Genomic DNA, 22,098 nt, shown 5'->3' on the forward strand with positions numbered 1-22,098 from the left:
GAGGCGTCCAATGTTTGAATTGGTGATGATGTGGGATTGGTTGGGCTTTGCGGTACGCTGGCTGCATGTGATTACAGCAATCGCATGGATTGGTTCTTCCTTTTACTTCATAGCCTTGGACCTGGGCCTACGTAAGGCTGAGGACCTCCCCGTCGGGGCTCACGGCGAAGAATGGCAGGTCCATGGTGGCGGCTTTTACCACATCCGAAAATATTTGGTGGCCCCGGCAGAAATGCCTGACCATCTGACCTGGTTCAAATGGGAAAGCTACATGACCTGGCTCAGCGGCGCGGCGCTGTTGATGATTGTGTATTGGGCTGGAGGCGAACTTTATTTGATTGATCAGGCCAAAGCTGAACTGGAACTCTGGCAGGGTATTGCGATCTCGGCGGCCTCGCTATCTGTCGGATGGCTGATCTACGACCGCCTCTGCAAATCCGGTCTGGCGGAGCAACCAACCCTATTGATGGTCTTGCTGTTTGTCCTGCTGGTTGTGATGGGCTGGGCCCTGAACCAAGTCTTTACAGGTCGTGCAATGATGCTGCATCTCGGCGCCTTTACCGCCACCATCATGACCGCAAACGTGTTCTTCATCATCATGCCCAACCAGCGCATTGTGGTGGCAGATCTTCAAGCCGGGCGGACGCCAGACTCGAAGTATGGTAAAATCGCAAAGTTGCGGTCGACCCATAACAACTACCTGACCCTGCCAGTGATCTTTCTGATGCTGTCCAACCACTACCCACTTGCCTTTGCCAGCCAGTACAACTGGTTGATCGCAGCGCTGGTGTTCCTGATGGGGGTCACAATTCGCCACTATTTCAACACCCGGCACGCTCGCACTGGCGATCCAACCTGGACATGGCTGGTGACGGCACTTCTGTTCCTTGGCATCATCATCCTGTCTACCTTTGGACTGGAGAATGAAGGCGACGAGGACCAGCAGGCACAATTGACCGGTACTGCGCTGGTCATGGCGCAGACCGAAGGTTTTGAGGAGGTCCATGAGATGATCATGGGCCGCTGCTCAATGTGTCACGCGCGCGAGCCGTTTTACGACGGCATCCGCCGCGCTCCCAAAGGCGTGTTGTTGGAAAGTGAAGCAGACGTTGCCCGCCAGGCAGAAGCCATTTTTCTGCATGCTGGCGTGACGGATGCAATGCCACCGGCCAATGTAACCTTCATGGAGCCCGAAGATCGCGCCGCCATCCGTCGCTGGTTCCGCGCCGCGCAAATGTAGGGCGTTTTGCCCGATGCACTTAAAGTAAAGCATCCCACAGATATCGCGCTTGGCGGATCAGCGGGCTGCAGCAGACATCCCCCAAATCTAGCAGTCAAAAGGGCGATTTCCCGGCTTCAACCACCATGGCTGGTGTGCTACCTCTAGTCCAACCCACGAGTCTCTGTTTTTTCCAGAGAGGTTGGATTTTGCAGGCAGCCCTGGAGCCCGCCGATGTATTTGTTTTGTTGCCCGCGTCACATTCTGCACGCGTTTTTGATCGGCTTCTGCGGCCTTGGCATTACCTTGCCAGATCCAGCACAAGCGGCCACAACCAGCTTGGCCGCTCCTGGTGCCGATGAAGACTTGACCGAACAATTACGCAGTGCTTCAGCTGTGCTGTCAGTTCCACCGGATATCGATGTGCAAGGATTGCTGGCAACAGCACTGTCGGACTATCGTACTCTGGTGCAAGTGCTCTATGACCGCGGTTACTTCTCACCCGAAGTGCACATCCGGCTGGATGGCCGCGAAGCAGCCTCTATCCAACCGCTCTACCCGCCGCGCACCATCAACACGATCGCAATCACCGTAAAACCGGGGGCAAGGTTTACCTTTGGCGAGGCCCGTGTCACCCCCCTGCCCAATCCCAGCGATGTTGAACTCCCCGAAAGCTTTGCGCCGGGGCAGACCGCCAGCACAGGCGCCATCCGGGATGCCAGCCATGCCGGATTAAAAGCCTGGCGCCACGCTGGTCATGCCAAGGTGGCCTTGCAGGATCAGGATATTACCGCCAACCATCTGCAATCCCGCCTGAACGCCACCCTGCATCTGGCGCCCGGTCCCAAGTTGCGGTTTGGCAAATTGCGCCAGACCGGCCAAACCGCCGTCAACGCTGAAGCGATCCGCCGCATTGCTGGCTTTCCCACTGGAGAGGTCTATCACCCGGATGATCTGGCCAAGGTTGGCACCCGCCTGCGCCGAACTGGTACCTTTTCGACAGTGTCGCTGACCGAAGCCCCGCAAGCCAACCCGGATGGCACACTGGATTTCGCTGCCAATTTCGAAGACCTGCCTCAGCGCCGCCTGACTTTTGGTGCCGAGCTTAGTTCAAGTGACGGGCTGGAACTGACCGGCAGCTGGATGCATCGCAACCTGTTTGGCAATGCTGAAAAGCTGCGTTTTGAAATGCGGCTTAGTGGTTTGGGTGGCTCTACCGATATCGATGGGCGCATAGCACTGCGGCTAGACCGCCCGGCCACCTTGGGGCCTGACGACAACACCTATTACCTGCTCGAAGTCGAACGACTGGACGAAGAACACTATAAGGCCACCCGCGGCTTGGGGGCCATTGGTGTCCGGCGGGTGTTTTCCGACACACTGTTTGCCGAAGGCTCCATAGGCTTTGAATCCATTCTGGCAGAGGACGTGTTTGGCAAACGCCGGTTTAAGTTTCTCGAGGGCAATCTACGGGTCGAAAAAGATCGCCGCAACAACCGGGTCAGTGCCACCAGCGGCTACTACATGGACGCGCGTGTGGTCCCTTTTATAGGTCTTGATGGCAGCAAATCCGGGGCTCAGCTGAAGCTGGACGGGCGTATTTATTACAGTCTGGGCAGTTCTGAGAACATCGTTCTGGCGGGACGGTTGCAACTGGGGTCGGTTGTGGGACCTGCATTGAGTGAAGTGTCACCCACCATGTTGTTTTTCTCAGGTGGGGCCGGATCAGTCCGGGGGCACGAGTACCAGTCACTAGGGGTCCCGGTGGCTGGGGGAACCGCAGGCGGCAAAGGGTATCTGGCGCTTTCAACCGAGGTACGCGGCAAGGTCACCGACAAAATTTCACTGGTTGGTTTCTATGATCTGGGCCTGGTGGACGCGGATAGCTTTGTCTCTAACTCCTCCGAACGCCACGCTGGCGCCGGTATTGGTCTGCGCTATGATGTGGCAGGCATTGGGCCGATCCGGTTGGATCTGGCCTATCCTGTGGACGGGGGCAGTTCCGACGGGCTGCAATTCTACATCGGAATAGGACAAGCGTTTTGAACCGGTTCATCGCATATACCCTTGCTGGAACGCTCTCGGCCACCGGGCTACCTGCGCAAGCGCAAACCACAGAAGAGTCGGGTGGGTTTCTGGTTGAGTTTCTGGAAGACAGCCTGTCAGGTGAAAACCGCCAGATCAGCGTCATCGGACTGGAGGGGGCGTTGTCCTCTTCGGCCACCATCGAGCAGATCAGTATATCGGACGATGAAGGCGTTTGGCTGACCATAGACAACGCTGTGCTGGACTGGAACCGGCTGGCACTGATCCAGGGGCGCTTTTCGGTCAATGCACTCACCGCTGATGCGATCAAGCTGGTTCGAGCCCCAAACCCCACACCTCAGGATCCGGAACTGCCAAGCCCAGAGGCAACGCCATTCCAACTGCCAGACCTGCCCGTCGCTGTTGAGCTGGGTGAAATCAGTGTTGGCGAGATTGCACTTGGTAAGGACCTGCTCGGTACAGCTGCCAGCCTGTCGCTAAATGGCGCCTTGAAATTGGCCGATGGTACATTGGACAGTGACCTTTTGATTGCTCGGCTGGACAGGCCCGGTGATCTGTTGCGGTTGGATGCGTCTTTTGTCAATGAAACCAGCGTGATTTCGCTGGATGTCACCCTGCAGGAATCTGCTGATGGGCTCGTCGCAGCGGCGCTGGATCTACCCGGACGACCAACCGTGCGACTGTCAATGCAGGGCACTGGCCCTGTCAGCGATTTCAAGGCCAATCTCGAGTTGGATTCCAACGGTGCTGAACGTTTGCGCGGCCAGGTGGTTCTGGCAGCCCAATCCACAGGTGACTCCGAAACCCCGAAATCGATCGCTTTTTCCGCTGATCTGGGCGGCGATATCGACCCGCTATTGCCACCGACTTACCGATCGTTCTTTGGGCCTGGACTGCGCGCGAACCTGAAAGGACACAATGATCCGGGCGGTGGTGTAACACTGGACAATCTGGTGCTGCGCACTCAGGCGATGCAACTGACAGGTGCCTTGGCGCTAGCGCCCGGTGGGGTGTTGGAAACGGCAAACATCAAGGCTGCGATCACACCTCTGGAAGGTCAGGCTGCGGTACTGCTACCATTCGCCGGAGGCACCACCACAGTGGCCGGGGTCGCGCTGACAGCACATAAAACCGCTGAAGCAGACTGGCAGGTTCAGGCTGTATTGGATCGGTTAAGCCACCCGATGCTGTCCCTGACACAGGGCGAGCTGACCGCAACCGGCACATTGGACCAAAGCCAGGGCCTCGCCATCAGCGGAGATATACAGGCGGATCTAAGCGGCGTGAAACCTGCAGACCCGGCGCTGGCACAGGCGCTTGGCAGTCGGGTCAGCTTTGCGGGAAACCTGTCCGCGCAGGATGACGGGGCGTTGCGGATCACCGACATGGCCCTGCGTGGCAGTGATTACCAAGCCAGCGGAGATGTACAGATCGAAGGGCTCGACAGCGGATTAAAGATCACCACGGATCTGCATGCCGGCGCTGCGGATCTCGCGCGGTTTTCCGGCCTCGCCGGGCAAGACCTCGGTGGGTCCGTCACGGCTGGCATCAAGGGATCCGCCGCACCATTGTCAGGCACGTTTGATCTTGATCTGTCCGTTCGCGCAGATCAGCTAAGCAGCGGCATTCCTCAAATCGATCCGCTAATTGCGGGCAGTACCACTCTGAAACTTCGCGCAGCCCGAGGGACTGATGGTCTGCGCATTGACCATTTTGATCTGAGCAACCCCGCGGTCTCTGCTCAGGCAAACGGCCAACTGAACAGCACCACCGGAGCGCTTACCCTCACCGCCCGGCTAAATGACGTCACTCCGCTGGTGCCGCAAATCTCCGGCGCACTGGAACTGAACACCGAACTCACCCGGAATGGCGACACCCTTGCTGGCAAGGTGCACCTCACGGGCCCCAATGCCTCCCGCGCTGAACTGAACGGGAGTATCGATCGTAATGGAACCGCAGATCTTGCATTTGATGCGGTTCTGGAAGAGTTGCAGCGCTTTCTGCCAGAGCTTGCGGGGCAGCTAACGGCGCAGGGCAAGGCCAGTCGCCGTGATGGCATCTGGCAGATCGACAGCAACGTAAAAGGCCCAGCGGGCATTGATACCACCGTCAAAGGCAGCTGGGACGAGGCCAAGGCCAGTGCCGATCTAAATGCCAAAGGCCATCTGCGTCTGGACGCCGCCAATCTGTTTATTTCCCCCAATTCGGTCCGCGGCTTGGGGGAATTTGACGTGACCCTGCGCGGCCCACCGGCGCTGTCATCCCTCAGCGGCACCCTTCGTACATCGGGCACAACGCTTGCCCTCCCCGCGGCCAAGCAGCAGATCGAAGCCATCGCCGCAACAATTTCGATCAACCAATCCCGCGCCAGTCTTCAGATCTCGGCGCGCCCCCGTGCTGGTGGCAGTATCCAGATATCTGGCCCCGTCGCCCTGACCGCCCCTTTTGACGGAAATGTACAGGTGACTTTAGGCAGTGTGGTGCTAACGGACAACCTGATGTACGACGCCGTTCTGGACGGCGCGCTCACTTTCTCCGGCCCCCTCACCGGCAACGGAAATCTGCGTGGTCACATCAATGTGGGTGAGACCAATATCAACCTGGCGGCCGCTGGAGGCTCGGTCACCTCGGCACCAATTCCGCCCATCCGCCATGTAAACGAGCCTGCCACGTCGCGCAGCACCCGCGCCCGCGCCGGACTGATTGATCTGGCCAAACCCGGTAGCGGCCCGGATATCGGGCTGGATATCATGATCAATGCACCCGGACATGTCTTTGCCCGTGGCCGGGGCCTTCGCGCCGAACTAGGTGGACAGATCCATGTACGCGGCAGCACTGCTAATTTGGCGCCATCAGGGCAGATCGGGCTAATTCGGGGCAATTTCAACCTGCTCGGCCGCCGTCTGGAACTGGACGAAGGACAAGTGACCCTACAGGGCAATCTGGTGCCCTATCTCAACTTCAAATCCACCGCCAGCACCTCTGAAGGCTCGGCAACCATGGAAATCTCGGGGCTGATCGACGCGCCGGTGATCAAGGTCTACTCGGACCCAGCCCGCCCCAGCGAAGAGGCGCTGGCCCTATTGCTGTTTGGTGACAATATCCAAGACCTGTCACCGCTGGCCCTTGCTCGAATGGCCGGATCTTTGGTGGAACTCAGCGGTCGCGGTGGCAAGACAGAGGGCGCATTGCGCGATGAAACCGGGGCCGATGATGCCGATTTGGGCCTCAGCGGATTGGGACTTGGCGGCTATGTCGCAGATAATGTCTACACCGATTTCAACGTCAATACCGCTGGCGAAAGCGAGCTGAACATCAACCTTGATGTCACCAGCAACATCACCGTTTCCGGAACCGTTGAAAGCGACGGTGACACTGGTCTGGGCTTATTTTTCAAGAAAGATTACTAGGATAAAACCCGAGCCACCTTTTGGTTTTGGTTACCCCACCCAAGCTCGGGTGTGCCTTACTGTGTAATGACACACCCATATTCCATTCTTGGAAAAACAGGGCTAAGGGGCGTCGGCCTCAGCCTTTGCGCCGGTGCGCACCGCGTCCAGCGCAACCCGCGCCGAGCCGCTAACACCAGCAGCATCGTCGGTGATCACCCACAAAGGTGTCTTTTGGCATTGTGCCTGCAACAAGCCTTCGATCTGATCGAACCCTGCCAGAAATTGCGCTTGAGCAGGAGAGTTCAACACACCTCGGGCAACGCTTCCGGCAAAAAACAGCCCCTGACCCGGCATATATGTTGGGACCAAATTGCAGGCAAGCAGACCCAGCAATTCAGCCCAGGTTTCGACGGTACGCGCAGCAGCACTATTAGGATCTGCCAGAAATTGCTCCATCAGTTCCGCGCCACCCGCGATTGCAGCACCGCTCATCGCCAAATGGAACCGCACCAAACCATGCCCTGAAAACAAGTTCTCGGTGCTGTCAAATTCATCCGGAGAGCGCCCGAGTGCCGCCTCTAACCTTGTGTAAACTGAAGCAGGCAGTCTGGCATGTCCCAGCTCTGCGCCCGCGGCCTGAGTGCCGACCACCAAGGCAACATTGAAGCCCGTCCCAATGCCGACAACAAGGGCCTGATCACCCTGTTGATGGCCTGCCTTCAGCGACGCCAACTGGCCGGGGATCAGCACCGGAAGCGCATAGCCCAAGGCAGCCAGATCATTGATCAGGTCCATGCGTGCGCCATCGGGCAATTGTAGCTGGCGTGCCAGCCCCTCAGCATCGCCATGCCAGTTCCGGTTGGTCAGCCGGTATTCATTGCCATAGACAGGTCCTGCAACCGCAATGCAGGCGCCCTGAATGTCTGGCAAATCAGGTTGTGCGCGATAGGTCACGAGCACTTCTTCCAGACTGGTAAAACACTCATTGTCAAAACTTTTTAGGGCTGTGACACCAATCCCCGGACCGGCCAGGGCCAGCCGAGTATTGCTGCCGCCAACATCGCCAACCAGTACCGTGACATCTGTATTCATCTTAGCTTACCTTTATCGCTAACATCCCTTGCGGATGGTGCTGTATATGGGTCTCAAATGCAAACCCTCTGAACACATGTGCTTGCAGCTGACAACCAATTGCCTAATTTACCAGCGGCGACAGTCACCAAAAGGCGTCACAGACGATGAAGACCACCAAAAGGGCCCTCTGGCAACGCCTGCGCGACCGGTTGAACCGCGCCGCGCATCATCGCCGCCTGCTGTCGTCGATCCGGCATCTGCATGGTCCAGCCACGCCTCAGGCCGCGTTGAACGAGGTCACATTGGTGACGCTGGTTCGCGATGGTGCCTATTACCTGCCTGCCTTCTTTGACCATTACCGCACTCTGGGCATTTTGCATTTTGTCTTTATCGACAATGGGTCGACCGACGCGACGCTGGACATGATCCGCGCCGAGCCGGGGACTGTTATTCTTCAGTCTCATCTGCCCTGGGGACAGTTTGAGAATGATCTGCGCCGTTATGCAGCATTGCGGTATTGCCGCGACCGATGGTGCCTATTCGCAGATATGGACGAGATTTTTGATTTTGAGGGCCGCGCCGAAATCGGCCTGGATGGCCTAACCAACTACCTGCGCTCTTGCGGCCTGACTGCGCTGATGGCCCAGATGCTGGAAATGTTCCCAAAGGCGCCGCTGAACACAGTGGCCCAGATGCCCTACGATCAAGTACTCACCCAGTTTCATCACTGTGATATCAGCACTGTGCGCGCCCTGGACTACGCCAGCCCAGACACTGGGTTTTCTTATTTCTTACAAGGAAATGTCTTGGAGAACCCCAATACTGAAATCTTGTTCGATGGTATTCGGGGTAAAGTTTTTGGCGAAAACTGCTGCCTGAGCAAACACCCACTGGTGTTTGTTGGCGAGGGTGTTGAACCCGGCGTGCATCCTCATTGCTCCTCCGGGGTGCGGGTGGCAGGGTTTGCAGCGTTGATCAAGCACTACAAATTTGCCAATGACGCTCTGGGGCGTGACCGTGCCAGCATCGCCAAGGCCAGTATCAACCACGGCGAAGACCGGCTGCGCGCAGAACACATGGAACTCTCGCCAGATTTGTCTCTCTGGTCGCCCAGCGCCCAAGAATTTCCCGGCATCCCTGCCCTGCAAGCACAGGAATTTTTGATGACATCAGACGCTTACAAAACCCACCTTGCAGAGGCCACTCAATGAGCACCCCGAAAATTGACGCCGTGGTGATCGGCCGTAACGAAGGCAAACGTCTGCTGGCCTGCCTGGCCTCGCTAAAAGGGCAAGTGCGACACTTGATTTATGTCGACAGCGGCTCGGATGATGGATCAGTTGCGGCGGCGCGTGAAATGGGTGCCACCGTGGTAGAGTTGGATATCTCTCAACCCTTTACCGCCGCACGTGCACGCAACGCCGGCTTAGCGATGCTGAGTGACGATTGCTCATTGGTTCAACTGGTTGATGGCGATTGCATAGTAGACCCGGATTGGTTCAGCCGTGCCATTAGCTTTCTGCAGGCCAACCCTAATGTGGCTGTGGTCTGTGGACGACGTCGCGAACGGTTCCCGGATGCCTCCGTTTACAATCGCTTGTGCGATCAAGAGTGGGATACTCCGCTGGGTGAGGCCAAAGCCTGTGGCGGAGATGCCCTGATGTATCTGGCACCGCTGCGACAGGCCGGTGGCTACCGCGAAGATCTGATTGCTGGTGAGGAACCGGAACTGTGCCTGCGGTTGCGAATGGCGGGTTGGCAGATTTGGCGGCTGGACGCCGAGATGACGTTGCACGATGCGCAAATGCTGCACTTTGCACAATGGTGGACCCGTACCCGACGCGCCGGATATGCCTTTGCAGAAGGCGCAACACTCCACGGCGCGCCACCGGAACGACACTGGGTCGCGGAAACCAGACGTGCGTTGCTCTGGGGAATGGGGCTGCCTTTCGCAATTGCATTGTCCAGCCTTGTGACCAGTTGGGCTTTGGTAGCGCTGCTGATTTATCCAGCGCAATTGCTGCGCCTGTCGCGCCGACTGGGCTGGGAAACTGCAATATTCAGCCTGTTGGGAAAAACACCCGAAGCGCTGGGTGCCCTAGACTACCACTGGCATCGCATTCTGGGCCGGAAACGGGGATTGATTGAATACAAATCGTAGCAATGGCTACGTCAATTCCCAAGCGCACGACCATAACTCAAGTGGTTAGCGACCGCTGCGACAGTGGAACAATGTGGGATCTTTAAAATCGCAACATTTTGCACGCGGGCGCTTGGCAGACGTTGAACACATGTCTACTCGGAGTTGGAGAGTGACATGTGATCCTCTGCTTTTGCGAGCAATAATGCTTGCTGGGTTGTCAGTATAGGGCGCACGGCCGGATAGACATCAGCGGCCTTTTCAGAGAGTACCTCGGGGAACATCTCTTCAAGTTCGGCAGTCGCCCTTTTTGTCAAGAACTGCGCAGCATAAGGTCTGGGCAGGTAGCTCTCCACTTCCACACCTTCAGCGAAAATAATCTGATGCGTTTTAAACATCACAGTCACGTATTCCACGCTGGCCTTTCCGGGTGTGTTTCGGATTCCTTTCCAATCGGTCAGCGCTTTGGCCGGAACAAGAACCTCGTTTGCACCGTATTTTCGCCTGACCACTGGACCATCCAAAAGCACCCTGTGTTGCGGTGACAAGTACAGATCATTCAACGGCTTGCGTGGGCCCAACGCACCCTTTTGTATGAGAATGGGTTTGAAGTTCACCTCGCCTACCGAAAACACAAGACGGCGTTTGTGGATCCAGCATATCGGTTGGGGACCATTATCAAGGGTCTCGACCAGATCCCCCACCTTTAAGTCCTGAGCCCTTTTCATTCCATTTGGCGTCGACACCAATGTTGCAGGCGTCAAGCAGGGTGGGTTGATAACTATACAGGCATCCCCAGGATCAATCTCAACCGTATGGCTTTCCCCATCAGAGCCAATGTACTCAATCGTGTAGACACCACCATCTTCTTCGAAGCTGGTGGCATTTTGAATAATGAAACAGTCAAAATCAAACTCGCCGTCAATATCCACGGTAAAGTCATCATCAAACCCTGAAAGATCAAAGTGGAACTCGTCCGGCTCCTCACCTTTGCCTTTCTTATCCTTATGAAAGTCTTTGATCACGATTTCATCGATGTCCCAGTCATCGCCATCAAAGAAATGGACGAACTGCGAGTCTTCCAGAGGCGTAGTGGCGTACTCTTTGATCTTGATCTCTTGCTTTCCCTTCTTGTCAGGGATTGAGTCATCGATCGTAATGTTAATAATTTCAGGCATGTATCAACTGTCGCCTTCAGTTTGGTCGCTACTTTTTCGAAACGCAGCCTGCCCAATTTTCAAACGCCCCAATGGTACGTTCTGGATTTTGCCATCCCGGGTACGCGTGGCTTTTCTAAAATTACTGCCTGTGCCCGCGATACAAAGAATGCCGTCGGGTGGTCGGGCATTGATGGTTTTCAACAATCGTTGAGCCGATCCGCAAGTATAGCGATTGCAAGTGTCTGAACGCATCTCACGCGGCAGATTGCAGCCCTTTTTTGCATGAAAGAAACAGGAATCCTTCACATGTGATTTAGGGACAAAATCAAGATAGGTTTGGGCAATTTGCAGCACGTCCTTATCGGGATTGGCCTTCATCACATGGTAAACCGCGTCTCTATCAATAAACGCATTTTTACCAACTCCCATCTGGCAGCAATTGCCCTGACATGCCCGACAAAGCGCGCCGAGTTCAAGAGGGGGCTGACTGCTAGATGCAGGCGCAGGTTTGGGTTCCAGCTTATCCGGGTTCGTACTGCGCTTTACCTGCCGCGCAAGATTAAGAACATGCCGTTCAAACGCCTCAATAACATGCTTTTTCTGAGGGCGAAACTTTGCGGTTAGGAATGGGGAGGTTGCGACGGCATCACATTTCACCTTGCGCCGACGGTTGAACGCTTCGAGCGCGAGATGCGACGGCGGCGGCGCAACCTTACGTCCCGTTTCAAAGACCATGCCCAGCACAAACAGCCGTATCAAGGTTAGATAACGATCCGATGTGGCCCTTGTTCCGCTGCTATATCCGTCAGACAAGGCTTTTGTAATAGCATCTGTTTGTTCAGGGAAAAGCTGCACCAGCGCACGTGCTGCCAAGAGCAGGTCCCACCCTGCCGGTTTCATCCGGGTTCGTGCGAATTTGACACTCATCGGGCCCTGCCCCGACATAACAAAATCACGCAGCAATGCTGTGTTTTGCGAAAGTACAAAATTATTGATTTCGAACGTTTCAAGAAATTGTTGGCTGGTGCCGATCGCGCTCGATTTGCGAAGGTCAGGATAGCCCGTCAGGTATTCAAACCAGTTGCCAGAGCCAGGTCTCGAAGGCGCCCGCTGGGCACATTTCTTGAGCCATGCGCCGACAGCCCGACTGTGGCAAACTACAGTTTCAGCAGTCACGACATCGCGCAATGTTTCACCTTCAACATACTGGCGGATCAGGATTTGGTCATCATCAGAAAATGCGGTCAGTTTAGGGGCCAACCCAACACGTCCCAACAATTTGAGTGCATTGCGTTCCGTGATATATGCTGTCTCGCTCTCCACAGCTATCTTGGAAAAATATTTGAGAAACACGGTTTGGCGGTTCACGGTCAGGGCCATTGACAGGGTGCCATGTGTTTTTCCCAGCACCTTGGCATGAAGGTCATACTGATCACGGTTCGGGTCAATTTGTTTCGCCATAGCCATACCAAATTTTTGAATAAAACCGGATGGCTCAAGTGTGCTTCTGGTTGGTGCAACGGTCAATTTTCGTTCTCCAATCCATGATCAAAGTAGGCCTGTGTACTGGATTGCAAAACCCGTCCCGTCGATATAATCGCAAATTTTGATCAATTTGGAACCGATTTTGGTACACTGTCAATGGAAACCGGTTAAAGGCAAGAAAACCCGGCGCCCCCAATCGTCAGTTTGCATATTTACAACCGCGATATGGGTCCTCTATCGCAATTAAACCGTTTGCATTGCGGAGCAAAACCAAGCTCACTGTCTCACATAGAAGTTCAAAATATATCCAAATGAAGGCTGTCGTTCATCCGGCTAGGCGCAAAGATCTGCAACACGGCTTTTTCCGAATTGCACGTCCTGTAGTCGGATTTTGCGGTCAAACTATAGGAAATCAAGCCTATCGCTGTTGCCACGCCCGTACCACCTGTTGCGGCAAAACGGCAAAGCAACGGGCATAACGCGGTAGCATCCGCAACGGACTGCTTACCGCCCGCCAAAGCCACTCCAGTGCCAATCGGCGCATCCACCGAGGAGCACGACGCTGGTAACCACCAAGAAAATCCAACCCGGCCCCAATTGAAGCAAAGCCAACAGCTGGTGCCAATTGACGCCCACGAGCGGCCATCAATTCCTGTTTTGGCGCGCCCAACGCCAGAAAACACAGACGTACACCACTGTCATTCAATTGTGCGAGAATTTGCGTTGCCTCTTCTCCCGATGGATCAAATACCCCAGAAGGCGCGTGGCGCATGGTGATATCCAAACCTGGCACTTCTTGCTGCAAAATACGCGCAGCATCATCCAGCGCCATTTGGGTACTGCCAACCAGAGCCACTGGCACTCCAGCTTTGGCAGCAAGGCCGCACAGTGGGAAAACCATGTCAGACCCCGGCAGCAGTTCAACAGGGTGACGGGCTAGATGTGACAACCAGACGATCGGGCGACCATCCGCTACCACCAGGTCTTGCGCACTATAAGCTTCCAGAAACCCCTTGGACGCGCCCATCTTGACCAGATGATCCAAGTTCACGGTTGCCAGCGCAAACCCCTGCCCCTGCATGAAACGCTGTTCAATCTCAGCATCAAGCGCGGCGCGGGTTGGGACATTCACCGCTATTGTCTGACCGTGGAACTCGAACTGCACGCCTATCTCTCCGTGATAACCAGTCGTTAGGACATACGCGGCACCAGCGTCAGGCACCAGAGCACATCCTAAATTGTACCGACAATCGTTGTTTACATGCCATGTCTGAATAAAGGCTGACTGAAGGGGCGGGACTTGACCGTAATCAGCGGCTATAAACCACCTTGGAAACTCTCCAAACCAACAGGTTTATCAAAACGATGCCCAACGCCCTGGCCTATTTGATGCTGATAATATGGCCATTGGTCACCCTGTTGCTGTTCCGGCGGCTGCCTGTAGAACGGGCGATATTATGGAGCATTCTGGCGGGCTATTTGATACTCCCCCCTGTTGCCGAATTTGATTTACCGCTGATACCGGATATGGACAAGTTCACGATCCCATCGGTGGCTGCTTTTTTGGTGTGTGTGTTCGCGCTAAAAAAAACCGTCCCACTCTGGCCACGCCATCCGGTGGCCCGGATTTTGGTGACCGTGTTTGTGATAAGTGTCATTCCCACCGTTTTCACCAATGGTGATCCGATCCTGTTTCAGGTGATCGAGAATTCAGACCCCATCGTCTTTGTTACAGATGCCTTGCCGGGGTTGCGCTGGCGCGATTTTGGCTCTGTCATGATTAACCAGCTTATCGTGCTGCTGCCGTTTTTTATGGCCCGGCGCTATCTTTCGACTGAAACCGGGCTGCGAGAGCTGTTGCTGGCGCTGATGCTGGGCGGCTTGTGCTATTCTATTCCTTCCCTGATAGAAATCCGGCTAAGCCCGCAAATGAACGTCTGGGTTTACGGGTTTTTCCAGCACAGTTTCGAACAAATGATGCGGCAAGGGGGCTTCCGGCCCATTGTGTTCTTACCGCATGGGCTCTGGCTGGCATTTTTCCTCATGTCATCGGTATTGGCGGCGACAGCGCTGGCGCGTGCAGCGCAGGGCGGCGACCGTGTCCGGATGGCACTGGCAGTAGGCTATTTGTTCTGGGTTCTGGTGCTATGCAAAAGCCTGGCCTCACTGGCCTATGGGTTGGCTTTCACTCCGATTATTGCGTTGGCTCCGTTGCGCTGGCAGCTCCGGTTTGCTCTGGTGTTGGCGCTGGTTGCAGTGATTTATCCAATGCTGCGCAACCTTGGTCTCGTGCCCATTGATCTTATTCTGGCGCAGGCGGAATCGATCAGTGCTGAGCGAGCACAATCACTTAACTATCGTTTTGAAAACGAGCGGATACTGCTGGAACGCGCCGCTGAAAAACCCTGGTTTGGCTGGGGTGGTTGGGGGCGAAATCTGATCCGCCACATCGAAACTGGGCAGATCCTGTCCGTTCCCGATGGTCGTTGGATTATCACCTTTGGCGCCTTTGGCTGGGTCGGCTACATCGCTGAAATGGGGTTACTGGCTGCGCCATTGGTTCTTTTGGCGGCACAGGTTCGACGCATGCATGTACGGGATATCTCCCCTTTTGTTGCTCCAATTGCACTGATCCTTGCGCTCACAATGTTGGACATGCTGTTGAATGCCACCTTAATTCCGTTCACCTGGATCTGCGCCGGAGCCGTCCTAGGCTATGCTGAAAGGTTGCAATATCAGGATTTTGATCGCTCAAAACCCGCTCTGTTTGGCGGTACACAGGTGATGACTGAACCGTCAACAACAGGCCAACGCAGTATAATGTGAGGTGGTGCCCCAATCTTTCCACTATTGCGGCCCAATTGAACACATAATGTTCATACCACAGCCGCATAACTTTCCGAACTTTACTCGATCTATGTTGGGGGTATGCGGTGGAAGTGGGCACCGCAATCAGCAGACTGAAGACTTCAGACTGGGGGGACCGGCATTGTTACTTAATTTGCCCTTTGGGCTGGCCAGGTCATTGGTGAGGCTTATGATTATGGCAGGCGCGCGGGTACCTTTGAAAAGGGTCACTTGGTCTGACTATGAAGACACATAATACTCCCATTTCCTCTGGTGCCCCGGCAACCGGAGATATTGCCATTGTTGGCCAATCCGTCTGTGTGCCCGGTGCCCAGTCAGCGGCTGAGTTTTGGACAAACCTAAAGAATGGTGTTGAATCAATATCCCGCCTGGAGGAACAAGCCCTGCTAGAGGCCGGGGTTAGCCCTCAAACCCTGTCAGATCCTAATTACGTTCCCTCTGCAGCCCTGCTGCAGGACTATGATAAATTTGATGCCGACTTCTTTGGTTTCAGCCCCAAAGAGGCGGCCATTCTGGACCCGCAGCATCGCAAGTTTCTTGAAGTTGCCTGGTCCGCTATGGAAGATGCCGGCCACCCTCCTGAAAGTTTAGAAGGGAAAATTGGTGTTTATGCAGGCTGCGGAATGGGCAGCTATTTCTATTTCAACATCTGCTCTAACCCGCATCTGGTTGACGATGTGGGCATGTTCCTGCTGCGCCATACCGGCAACGACAAGGATTTTATGGCCACCCGCGTCAGCCATGTGTTTGATCTGAAAGGCCCTTCGATCAGCATGCAGACCGCCTGCTCCACCTCTTTGGTGGCAGTGCATTACGCCTGCAAGGCGCTGCGCGAAGGCGAATGTGACATGGCCCTGGCCGGTGGATCAACCATCGAACTGCCACAGGGACGTGGCTATTTGTTCAAGGAAAACGAGATCCTGTCGCCGGACGGCCATTGCCATGCGTTTGATCACCGGGCTCAGGGCACAGTGTTTGGATCTGGCGCTGGCGTGGTGGCGTTGCGTCGTTTGGAAGATGCGATAGCCGATGGCGATCATATCTGGGCCGTGATCAAGGGGTCGGCCGTCAACAATGATGGCGCTGCCAAGGCTGGCTATCTGGCGCCTTCAGTTGATGGGCAATCCGCGGCAGTACGTATGGCGTTGCAGGCCGCTGATGTTTCCGCTGACACCGTGGATTATGTCGAGTGCCACGGCACCGGCACCTATCTGGGCGACCCGATTGAGGTTTCCGCCCTGACCGAAGCCTACCGCGACAGCACTGATGAGACCGGATATTGCCGCATAGGATCGGTGAAAACCAACATCGGCCATCTGGACACCGCAGCGGGTGTGGCTGGACTGGTGAAAACCACATTGGCCCTGCATCACCAGCAAATCCCGGCCTCATTGGGGTATGAAGCACCAAACCCCGCAATAGACTTTGACGACAGCCCGTTTCGCGTCAACGATAGGCTGCACAACTGGACCTCACACAAAGGCCCCCGCCGTGCGGCGGTAAACGCCTTGGGGGTTGGCGGCACCAATGCACATATGGTGCTGGAAGAGGCCCCCAAGCGGGCCGCTTCTGAAGAGAGCGATTTCCCGTTCCACATTCTGTGCCTGTCCGGCCAATCCAAGGCCGCATTGGACGCCAACAGTTCAGCGCTGGCCGCACATCTGCGGGATAATCCGGATCTGGATCTGGCTGATGTCGCCTGGACGCTCAAGGAAGGTCGGCGCGGCTTTTCCAAACGCCGGGTTCTGGTAGCGGAAACCAGTGCTGAAGCAGCCCAATTACTAGACGACGGTGACCCGCGCCGGGTATTTAGCCATGATCACTTGGGCGACGCCCCCGAAACCGTGTTCATGTTCCCCGGCGGTGGCGCACAATACGCTGGCATGGCGCGGGACCTCTATGAAACCGAGCCCGAGTTTGCTGACTGGATGGACCGTGGGCTAGATCACCTACAGAAACAGCTCGACTATGATATCCGGGCACTTTGGCTACCGGAAGCTGGCGAAGACGATGCCGCAAACAAGCGCCTGCAGAAACCTTCTGTGCAATTGCCTCTGATCATGATCGTGGAATATGCGCTGGCCCAATTGTGGATCAGCTGGGGCGTAAAGCCCACCGCCATGGTTGGCCACTCGATGGGCGAAAACACAGCGGCCTGTCTGGCGGGTGTGATCCGTTTTGAAGATTGCATCGATCTGGTTCTGCTGCGTGGTCAATTGTTCGATACTGTCCCAGCAGGTGGAATGCTGAGCATCTCGCTGCCACTGGATCAGGTTAAAGCCCTGATCAGTCCGGATCTGGACATTGCATCAGTCAACGCCCCGAACCTGACCGCTGTCTCAGGTCCACAAGCCGCTCTCGATGACCTGTCAGATGACCTGAAGGCCCGCGATGTGGATCACCAACGGATCCAGATTGATATCGCTGCCCACAGCCGAATGCTGGACGGAATTCTGGAACAATATCGCAGTTTTCTGAACGCACTGACGCTCAATGCGCCGCAGATTCCACTGATGTCGAACCGCACTGGCATAGCCCTGACTGACGCACAGGCCACCGACCCTGAATACTGGGCCGGGCAGCTACGCAATACCGTGCATTTTGCCGATTGCATCAATACCCTTGCCGCAACGCCCAACCGCGTATTCCTCGAAGTCGGCCCCGGCAAGGCGCTCAGCTCTCTGGCACAAATGGCACCGGATGTTCAGCCCACACAGGTGCTCAGCAGTCTGCGTCATCCGGATCAGGACATCGCTGACGATTCTTATTTCTTTGGTATCATTGGCCGTCTCTGGGCCTGTGGTGTCAGCGCCGACTGGGATCAGATCTGGGGCGAGGCCAAGCGAAACCGCCTGCCACTGCCGACCTATGCCTATCAGCGCACTCGCTACTTCATTGAGCCGGGAAAGCAGATTACATCCGAAGAACAGCCCCTGCCCGCTCGCCACGACGACATGGTAGATTGGGGATATCGCCCTGCTTGGCGCCCCCGTTTGGCGGATTGTGATCTGGATGTAGACAGCGAATTGGCCAGCGCGCCGCAAACCTGGCTGTTCTTTGAAGATGAAACCGGCGTGGCAGCTGCAGCAGCCGACAGATTAACCGCAGCTGGACATCAGGTGGTGCGGGTCCGCCCCGGGGACAGCTATGCAAAGCTGACTGACACCTCTTATGTGCTCCCCCCCGAACAGGGTCGTCTGGGGTATCAGGCCTTGCTGGCAGACCTTGAAATCACCGATCTTTTGCCAACCCGGATTGGTCATTTCTGGCTGGTCACGGCAGCCGAAACCTTCCGTCCCGGATCGTCGTTCTTTGATCACACTTTGGAAGTTGGATTCTACTCATTGACCGCACTGGCGCAAGAGTTAGGCAATATGGACCTGCCTGCACCGCTGCACCTAAGCATATTCACCACCGGGGCAGCACAGCTGCGGGACGAGCCGCTCCCCTACCCGGAAAAAGCGTTAATTGCCGGACCGGCCGGGGTCATCCCGCGTGAATTGCCCGGCCTGACCTGCGCCACTGTAGATATTGAATTGCCTGTCCACCACAAAGGCTGGCGCAATCTGCTCAGCACTGCTGAACCCACAGACATCACCTCTCGCCTGCTAGAAGAATTGCTGAGTGAGCCTGCCAACCTGACCGCCCTTTGGCGCGGTGACAAACGGTTTGAGCAAAATTGGCGCCCTGCGCCCTTGCCCACCATGGACACAGAAGTATTCAAACAGGGTGGCCACTACCTGATCACCGGCGGATATGGCGGTATTGGCCTGACAATTGCCGCCGATTTAATGCGCAGTCAGAACGCAAAGGTAACGCTGATCTCACGCGATGGGCTGCCTCCACGCGAGTCATGGGATCACTACCTGCACAGCCACAGCCCTGCCAATCGCACCGCGATCCGAATTCGCGCTCTTTTGGCGCTTGAAGACATTGGTAGCGGGCAGATCCTGCCATTGGCAGCGGACGTCTGCAACAGCGGTCAGATGCGCGCCGCGGTGGAGGCAGCCGAAGCCCAGTTTGGCAAATTGAGCGGGGTCATTCACGGGGCAGGTCAGATCAACGACGGGCCTATTCTGGCCAAGACCGAACAACAAATCGCCGAGGTATTTGCCCCCAAAATCAGCGGATTACGCGTATTAGATGGGCTGTTCCCCGATGGCACCCTGGATCTGATGGTGTTGTTTTCGTCATCATCAGCCGCCACCCGGCCTGCCGGACAGATCGACTATGTTGCAGCCAATGAATACCTGAATGCATGGGCCAAACATCGCAAGGGTGGCAAAACCCGTGTTGTTGCGGTGGATTGGGGCGTCTGGAGCGACACCGGCATGGCTGCCGAAGCCATGGCCCAGCGTATGGGCGGCGATGGTCCCTCAGAACGGACCCCTTGTGACCAGCCACTCCTGCAAAATCAGGGTTTTGATGCCTTTGGCAATCGCATTTTTGCCTCAAAATTCACAGGCCGTGATGATTGGCTTTTGGATGATCACCGCACCCTTGACGGGACAGCATTGGTTCCCGGCACCGGTTACATCGAACTGGCTGCCGAAGCACTTGCTGCGCAGGGCGTAAATGAACCCTATGAAATCCGCGACTTGTATTTTCTGCGCGCCCTCCGGGTCATGGACCACACTCCGCGTGAAGTTTTGGTGCGGCTTGAGGCCAATCAGGATGGCTATGGTTTCGCCGTCCACGCCGAGGCCCAGCAAGGCTATGCCCTGAACGCGCAGGCCACAGTGGTGCTAACCCCCGAGGCCGCGCAACCTGCCACGCTGGACCTGACCGCAATTGCAACCCGCTGCCCGCAGGTGACACCGGGCGGTAAAGAGAGGCTGCGTTCGCCGCAGGAACAGCATCTGAAATTTGGCCCACGCTGGCATGTCCTCGAACAAACAGCACTGGGTGACAGAGAAGGCCTGGCCCATCTGCGCATTCCAGACATTGCACAAAATGACGGCACTCTGCTGCACCCCGGTCTGCTGGACCTTGCCACCGGATGGGCTATTGATCTGGTCCCCAGCTACGGCGGTAAAACCCTATGGGTACCGGTTTCTTACCGGGCCATCCGGGTATTTGCACCGCTGAGCACCGAAATTCGCAGCCATATGCGTTTGGCGCCCAACCAGTCCGACGGTTTTGCACTGTTTGATGTCACGCTCAGTGATGCCCGTGGCAAAGTGCTGGTTGAAATCGAAGGCTTCCAGATGAAACGCCTGGATGGCGCACTGGACTTTTCAGCCGGTGAAGAAGCTGACACCAGCGCCGCCAAACTGGGCTTGGCAGCTACCAGCAACGCGCAGCCACTCTCACCCGACGAGCAAAGACTGCAACTGAACATCGCCAATGGCATTCAAGCCAGTGATGGCGCGGAGGCCCTGAACCGTGCATTGGCAACGGGTCTTTCGCAGGTACTGGTTTCTTCCTTGGATCTGCCCGCTTTGATTCAGCAAGCCGGACAGTCCGCCACCCAAGCGGACGGAGAGGCACAGAGCTTTGAACGGCCAGATCTGGATACCGACTATATTGCCCCACGCAATCCAGTTGAGGAAGCGCTGGAGCGCAGCTTCTCGACCCTGCTAGGGGTGTCGCAGGTCGGGATCGAGGACAGTTTCTTCGACCTTGGCGGGCACTCGCTGATTGCGGTGCGTCTGTTTGCCCAGATCAAACGGCAGTTCGACGTAGAATTCCCAATCTCGGTGCTGTTTGAAGCCCCAAGTGTCGCAAAACTGGCGGATCTGGTCATTCAGCGCACCGGTGGCGGCATCACTGCTGACGACACCGCACAGACCTCCGCTGATACCGCCGAACAGCCAGCTCAGTTCAAGCACCTCGTCACCCTGCATCCGGGCGACGGCACCGGGCGCAGGCCGTTCTTCTTGGTTGCCGGCATGTTCGGCAACGTGCTGAACCTGCGCCATCTGGCCCAGATGGTGGGCCGGGACCGACCGGTCTATGGCTTGCAGGCCCGCGGCTTGATCGGAGATGAGACCCCACACACCCGTATGAAAGACGCCGCGCACGATTATCTGGATGAAATCCGTCAGGTTCAGCCAGATGGCCCCTATCTTCTGGGTGGCTACTCTGGCGGCGGCATCACGGCCTATGAAGTGGGACAGCAACTACAGTTGAGCGGAGAAGAGGTTGCCCTTCTGGCCCTACTAGACACGCCACTTCCTATACGTCCCAGTCTGAACCGGCGCGACAAGGCAATGATCAAAAGCCATGAAATACGTCGTAAAGGGCCGTCCTATCTGGCTGAATGGGCCACGAACAGGGTGCGGTGGGAGTTTGAGAAACGCCGCGCAAAACCCGAAGACACCCACTCGGCTGCGGAATTTAACAACCATAAGATCGAAGCGGCATTCCGCGAGTCTCTCGACACCTATGACCTGCAACCGTGGCAGGGACCTCTGGCCCTGTTCCGTCCACCATTGGACCGCCACTGGCAGGTTTCAAATGGGAATTGGGTCAGTGCGGCGCGTGAATATGTCTTTGACGACAACGATTGGACGGCTTGGGCCCCTAAGACCCAAGTGATCGAGGTTCCCGGTGACCATGACAGCATGGTGCTGGTGCCCAATGTGTCTGTTCTTGCTGAACATTTGCAGACCCTGATCATCAAGGCAGAAGCTGAAGCCGCACCTTCAACGATGCCCTCTGCCGACTGGCAACCAGAACCAACAAACGCAACCGCTGCTGAATAACCCCGAA

General features: G+C 56.2%; 11 protein-coding genes. 7 read left to right on the plus strand and 4 right to left on the minus strand.

The genetic code is table 11. The features are described from left to right. Positions 1–10: 10 nt before the first annotated feature. The 3 genes from FEE96_RS08220 (at position 11) to FEE96_RS08230 (ending at position 6,675) form a co-directional block, all read left to right on the plus strand. The gene (locus tag FEE96_RS08220; RefSeq protein WP_138162535.1) at positions 11–1,240 is read left to right on the plus strand and encodes a urate hydroxylase PuuD; all 1,230 of its coding nucleotides are present in this window, start codon (positions 11–13) and stop codon (positions 1,238–1,240) included. Between the two features lie 213 nt (positions 1,241–1,453). Beyond that, the gene (locus FEE96_RS08225) at positions 1,454–3,265 is read left to right on the plus strand and encodes an autotransporter assembly complex protein TamA (protein WP_138162536.1); all 1,812 of its coding nucleotides are present in this window, start codon (positions 1,454–1,456) and stop codon (positions 3,263–3,265) included. Then, a complete protein-coding gene (locus tag FEE96_RS08230; protein WP_138162537.1) occupies positions 3,262–6,675 on the plus strand; it encodes a translocation/assembly module TamB domain-containing protein in 3,414 nt (1,137 codons plus the stop codon). Before FEE96_RS08225 ends, FEE96_RS08230 begins: the two co-directional genes overlap by 4 nt. Before the next feature lie 102 nt (positions 6,676–6,777). On the opposite strand, the gene FEE96_RS08235 is transcribed toward FEE96_RS08230, so the two are convergent. Then, on the minus strand, positions 6,778–7,749 hold the full coding sequence (locus FEE96_RS08235; protein ID WP_138162538.1) for a glucokinase: 972 nt from the start codon (positions 7,747–7,749) through the stop codon (positions 6,778–6,780). A gap of 146 nt (positions 7,750–7,895) precedes the next feature. Here FEE96_RS08235 and FEE96_RS08240 point away from each other — a divergent pair, with 146 nt between their 5' ends. Both FEE96_RS08240 and FEE96_RS08245 read left to right on the plus strand, forming a co-directional pair. Further along, on the plus strand, positions 7,896–8,942 hold the full coding sequence (locus FEE96_RS08240) for a glycosyltransferase family 2 protein (protein WP_138162539.1): 1,047 nt from the start codon (positions 7,896–7,898) through the stop codon (positions 8,940–8,942). Continuing rightward, positions 8,939–9,892, plus strand: a complete 954-nt coding sequence (locus FEE96_RS08245; protein ID WP_138162540.1) for a glycosyltransferase family 2 protein — start codon at positions 8,939–8,941, stop codon at positions 9,890–9,892. Before FEE96_RS08240 ends, FEE96_RS08245 begins: the two co-directional genes overlap by 4 nt. A 134-nt stretch (positions 9,893–10,026) precedes the next feature. On the opposite strand, the gene FEE96_RS08250 is transcribed toward FEE96_RS08245, so the two are convergent. From FEE96_RS08250 to FEE96_RS08260, 3 genes are all read right to left on the minus strand, one after another. Then, a complete protein-coding gene (locus FEE96_RS08250; RefSeq protein ID WP_138162541.1) occupies positions 10,027–11,049 on the minus strand; it encodes a Hint domain-containing protein in 1,023 nt (340 codons plus the stop codon). Between the two features lie 3 nt (positions 11,050–11,052). Continuing rightward, positions 11,053–12,492: a hypothetical protein gene (locus FEE96_RS08255; protein ID WP_138162542.1), complete on the minus strand. Its 1,440-nt coding sequence runs from the start codon at positions 12,490–12,492 to the stop codon at positions 11,053–11,055. Positions 12,493–12,934: 442 nt separating this feature from the next. Then, a complete protein-coding gene (locus FEE96_RS08260) occupies positions 12,935–13,681 on the minus strand; it encodes a WecB/TagA/CpsF family glycosyltransferase (RefSeq protein WP_425467303.1) in 747 nt (248 codons plus the stop codon). A gap of 200 nt (positions 13,682–13,881) precedes the next feature. Between FEE96_RS08260 and FEE96_RS08265 the strand changes: the two genes are divergently transcribed. Both FEE96_RS08265 and FEE96_RS08270 read left to right on the plus strand, forming a co-directional pair. Then, positions 13,882–15,342: a hypothetical protein gene (locus FEE96_RS08265; RefSeq protein WP_138162543.1), complete on the plus strand. Its 1,461-nt coding sequence runs from the start codon at positions 13,882–13,884 to the stop codon at positions 15,340–15,342. A 263-nt stretch (positions 15,343–15,605) separates the two neighbouring features. Further along, positions 15,606–22,091, plus strand: coding sequence for a type I polyketide synthase (locus FEE96_RS08270; RefSeq protein ID WP_138162544.1), 6,486 nt, complete (start codon positions 15,606–15,608; stop codon positions 22,089–22,091). Positions 22,092–22,098 lie beyond the last annotated feature (7 nt).

Origin of the sequence: Parasedimentitalea maritima (assembly GCF_005771405.1) — a bacterium.
Lineage (GTDB): Bacteria > Pseudomonadota > Alphaproteobacteria > Rhodobacterales > Rhodobacteraceae > Parasedimentitalea > Parasedimentitalea maritima.